This is a genomic window from Micromonospora sp. NPDC051296 (assembly GCF_040682255.1).
Lineage (GTDB): Bacteria > Actinomycetota > Actinomycetes > Mycobacteriales > Micromonosporaceae > Micromonospora > Micromonospora craterilacus.
Genome location: NZ_JBFBAO010000544.1, coordinates 1 through 3,235 on the forward strand (window position 1 = coordinate 1; position 3,235 = coordinate 3,235).

The 3,235-nt window shown below is 72.8% G+C and carries 4 protein-coding genes and 1 pseudogene; 1 reads left to right on the forward strand and 4 read right to left on the reverse strand.

The genetic code is table 11. The features are described 5' to 3' along the window. A pseudogene (locus AB0M52_RS32560) lies at window positions 1-310 on the reverse strand (formylglycine-generating enzyme family protein); the annotation flags it as partial. 130 nt (window positions 311-440) lie between these two features. On the opposite strand from AB0M52_RS32560, the gene AB0M52_RS32565 reads away from it, so the two are divergent. Next, entirely contained in the window at window positions 441-914 is a 474-nt protein-coding gene (locus tag AB0M52_RS32565; protein ID WP_363961618.1) for an SRPBCC family protein, read from the forward strand. Window positions 915-968: 54 nt separating this feature from the next. On the opposite strand, the gene AB0M52_RS32570 is transcribed toward AB0M52_RS32565, so the two are convergent. From AB0M52_RS32570 to AB0M52_RS32580, 3 genes are read right to left on the reverse strand one after another with little or no spacing between them, the layout of a single operon-like run. After that, on the reverse strand, window positions 969-1,538 hold the full coding sequence (locus tag AB0M52_RS32570; RefSeq protein WP_363961620.1) for a nucleosidase: 570 nt from the start codon (window positions 1,536-1,538) through the stop codon (window positions 969-971). A 44-nt stretch (window positions 1,539-1,582) separates the two neighbouring features. Then, entirely contained in the window at window positions 1,583-2,632 is a 1,050-nt protein-coding gene (locus AB0M52_RS32575) for a zinc-dependent alcohol dehydrogenase family protein (RefSeq protein WP_363961622.1), read from the reverse strand. A gap of 34 nt (window positions 2,633-2,666) precedes the next feature. Beyond that, window positions 2,667-3,152: a hypothetical protein gene (locus AB0M52_RS32580; RefSeq protein ID WP_363961624.1), complete on the reverse strand. Its 486-nt coding sequence runs from the start codon at window positions 3,150-3,152 to the stop codon at window positions 2,667-2,669. Window positions 3,153-3,235: the final 83 nt, after the last annotated feature.

Consider the following 3,235-nt stretch of genomic DNA (forward strand, 5'->3'; position numbering starts at 1 on the left):
CCCGGAAACCGACGTCGTCGACCTTGAACGTCGGGTGGCTGCGTCGCCGTACCGACGCCCGGCAGCTCCAGTGCTCGTCGAACCACCCGCCGCCGCGCAGTACCCGGTAGGTGCCGTAGACCTCGGCGTCGTAGACGTCCCAGCACCAGTCCCACACGTTGCCCAGCATGTCGTAGAGGCCCCAGGCGTTGGGCTGCCGGCCGCCCACGTCGTGGATCTGCTCGCCGGAGTTGCCGCGTTACCAGGCGATCTCGTCGAGCGGCCCGTAACGCGGGCCGGTGGTGCCGGCCCGGCAGGCGTACTCCCACTCCTCAAGAACCACGTTCCCACGATCCTGCCCAAGCTCGGGGCCCGGGACCGGACGAACGCGGTGCTCCGCGCTCTGCACGAGGGCATCCTCGACTAGAGCCTGGGTCGACGTCGGCGTGACAGGATGTGGCATGGCCAAGGATCGGAAACCGCCGATCGAGTTCGAGACGACCTGCGTTGTCGCGGCGTCGCCGGACACGGTGTACCGCCACCTGACCGACCCGCACAGCTACATCGGCTTGTCGCCGTTGGTGGTAGCGGTCGACGACGTGCGGACCGGGCACGACGCCGAGGGGCGCGCGGTCTGGGACTATGTCGCCGTCGAGCGCTTCCGGCTGGCCGGGCCGCTGCGGTGGGACAACCGCATCCGGGTACGAATGGTCTCCACCCAGCCGGCCGGCCAGCTGGTCAGCGAGGTGCGCAGCCCGGGATGGGTGTGGCTGCGGGCGGAGGTGGACCTGGCCGCCGTGGCGGACGGCACGCGGGTACGGGAGCGGGTCACCGCCGGTGCCCCGGCGCCGCTGCGGCGGTTCGTGACGACACAGGCGCGTCAGGTCGCGGCGTACCGGGCGGCCGAACTGACCCGCCGGATGGCGGCTGGGTAGCTGGCGCTGCGGGGCCGCCGGCCGGACCGGTTGCCGAGCGCGGGGTCGGAGGCGTCAGAGATGGTCCCGGACCCAACGGGCGAGTGTCCGGGCGCAGCCGTCCACCGATTCCTTCCAGGTGCGGTCCGCGCCGTCCCCGGCCTCGTCGCTGACGTGCTTGATCAGGCGAACCGGTACGCCGAACCGCCGCGCCGTCGAGGCCACGGCGTAGCCCTCCATGTCCACCAGTTGGGCCCGCGTGGCCAGGTCGGCGCGTACCTTGTCGTCGGCGATGAACTGGTCGCCGGTGGCCAGCACCGGGCCGGCACCGGCCAGGGCCAGCGGTGCTCCGACGATCTGCCCGGTCAGCCTCCGGATGAACTCTGTGTCCAGATCGTGCTGGACGACGCTGCCCACTTCGTAGGTGCCGGACCAGCCGGAGTGCAGCGCCCCGGCCGTGCCGAGGTTGACCACCGCCGACGGCAACGGGACTCGGGCCAGCGTCGCCGCGAGAGCGCCAGCGGCGTTGACCTTGCCCATCCCGGTGAGCAGCACCGGGAGGTCCGAATCGAGGTAGGCGGCCTCTTCGGCGATGGCCAGAACGAGTAGCGGACAGTCCGGGCTGATCGTTCCTCGAAGATCCACCGGGCGATGGTAGCCGCCGCCCGGAAACGGTTGCCGCCAGCTGTTCACCGGGGATTGATGAGACACATTCCGCCGGTACCCGGCCGGTCCATCGTGGTCAACGCGTCCGGCACCTCGGCCAGGCCGATGGTGCGGGTGATCAGCTCGGCGGGGCGCAGTACGCCGGCGGTGACCAGCCGGAGCAGGTCCGGATAGGCGTGCGCGGCCATGCCGTGACTGCCGCGCAGCTCAAGCTCGTACCCGATGACGAGGTCCATCGGCAGGGCCGGGCGGCCCTGGGCGGCGGGGAGGAGTCCCACCTGCACGTGTCGTCCGCGCCGGCGCAGGCTCTCGATGGAGGCGATGCAGGTGGCGTGGCTGCCCAGCGCGTCGAGTGACAGGTGGGCACCGCCGCCGGTCGCCTCCCGGACGGCCGCAGCCACCGCGCCGGGTCCGGTGAGGGTCCTGCCGTCCAGGCAGACCGTGGCCCCGCAGCTCCTGGCCAAATCGAGCGCGCCAGGGGCGATGTCCACCGCCACCACCTGCGCGCCGGCCGCTGCCGCGATCATCACCGCCGACAGGCCCACTCCGCCGCAGCCGTGCACCGCCACCCACTCGCCCGCGGCCACCCGTCCCTGACCGACCACGGCCCGGAAGGCCGTGGCGAAGCGGCAGCCGAGCGCCGCCGCGGTCGGATAGTCCAGCCCGTCGGGGAGCCGGACCAGGTTCACATCGGCGTGCTGAACCGCCACGTACTCGGCGAAGGAGCCCCAGTGGGTGAAGCCGGGCTGCGTCTGCCGCTCACAGACTTGCTGGTCGCCCGCGAGGCAGGCCGGGCACCGCCCACAGGCGCAGACGAACGGCGCGGTGACCCGGTCGCCGGGCCGCCAGCCGGTCACGCCGGTGCCGACCGCCGTCACGACACCGGCGAACTCGTGCCCGGGTACGTGCGGCGGGCTGATGTCCGGGTCGTGCCCCTGCCAACCGTGCCAGTCACTGCGACACAACCCGGTCGCCTCGACCTGGATGACCGCGCCCCCGGGCGGTGGCACGGGGTCCGGGAGGTCGCGGACCTGCGGTTGGGCACCGAACTCGTCGAAGATCACGGCACGCATGCGCCGCATCCTGACATGCCGGGGCCGGACCGGACTAGGGTCTCCGCCGGGCTCGGCGGCCGACCCGGACCGCGTACGCCAGGCCGCTGGCCGCGAACAGGACGGCGACGAGGGTGAGCCACTCGCCGAGGAGTTGCTGCCGGTGCTGCCCGGTGGCCGCCTGGTAGGTGACCTTCCCGAGGCCCAGGATGCCGGGTAGGTAGATGAGGAACGTCAGCCCCGCGGCAAGGGCGGGGACCCGGACGTGGTTGAGGACCCGGACGCGGCCGGGTGTCGTGGTGGCGCCGGAGGCACGGAGTAGCCGGCGCAGGCCGGCGTCGGCGCCGGAGTAGAGGGGGAAGAGCACCAGGTCGTGGGCGATGGCCGCACCGACGAACCAGAGCAGGATGCGTCCGGCGGCTGGTTCGTCGGCGAGCCGCAGCGCCACCCAGCCGGCGACGGTCAGCGCGCCCACGTTGACGACCAGGTGCAGGAGCCCGGATCCGTAGCCGGTGGCCAGCCGGCCGGGTGACCTAGCCACCGGCGGTGGTCCGGAAATCGATGGTGGCGACCCACTTGGTGCAGTGCACGCCGGGCAGCGCGGGCACGATGACCCGGGCCGGG

What these genes read in the sequence shown, in the direction of transcription:
- AB0M52_RS32575 (WP_363961622.1), bottom strand. Translation starts at nt 2,632, where the DNA reads ATGCGTGCCGTGATCTTCGACGAGTTCGGTGCCCAACCGCAGGTCCGC.
- AB0M52_RS32565 (WP_363961618.1), top strand. Translation starts at nt 441, where the DNA reads ATGGCCAAGGATCGGAAACCGCCGATCGAGTTCGAGACGACCTGCGTT.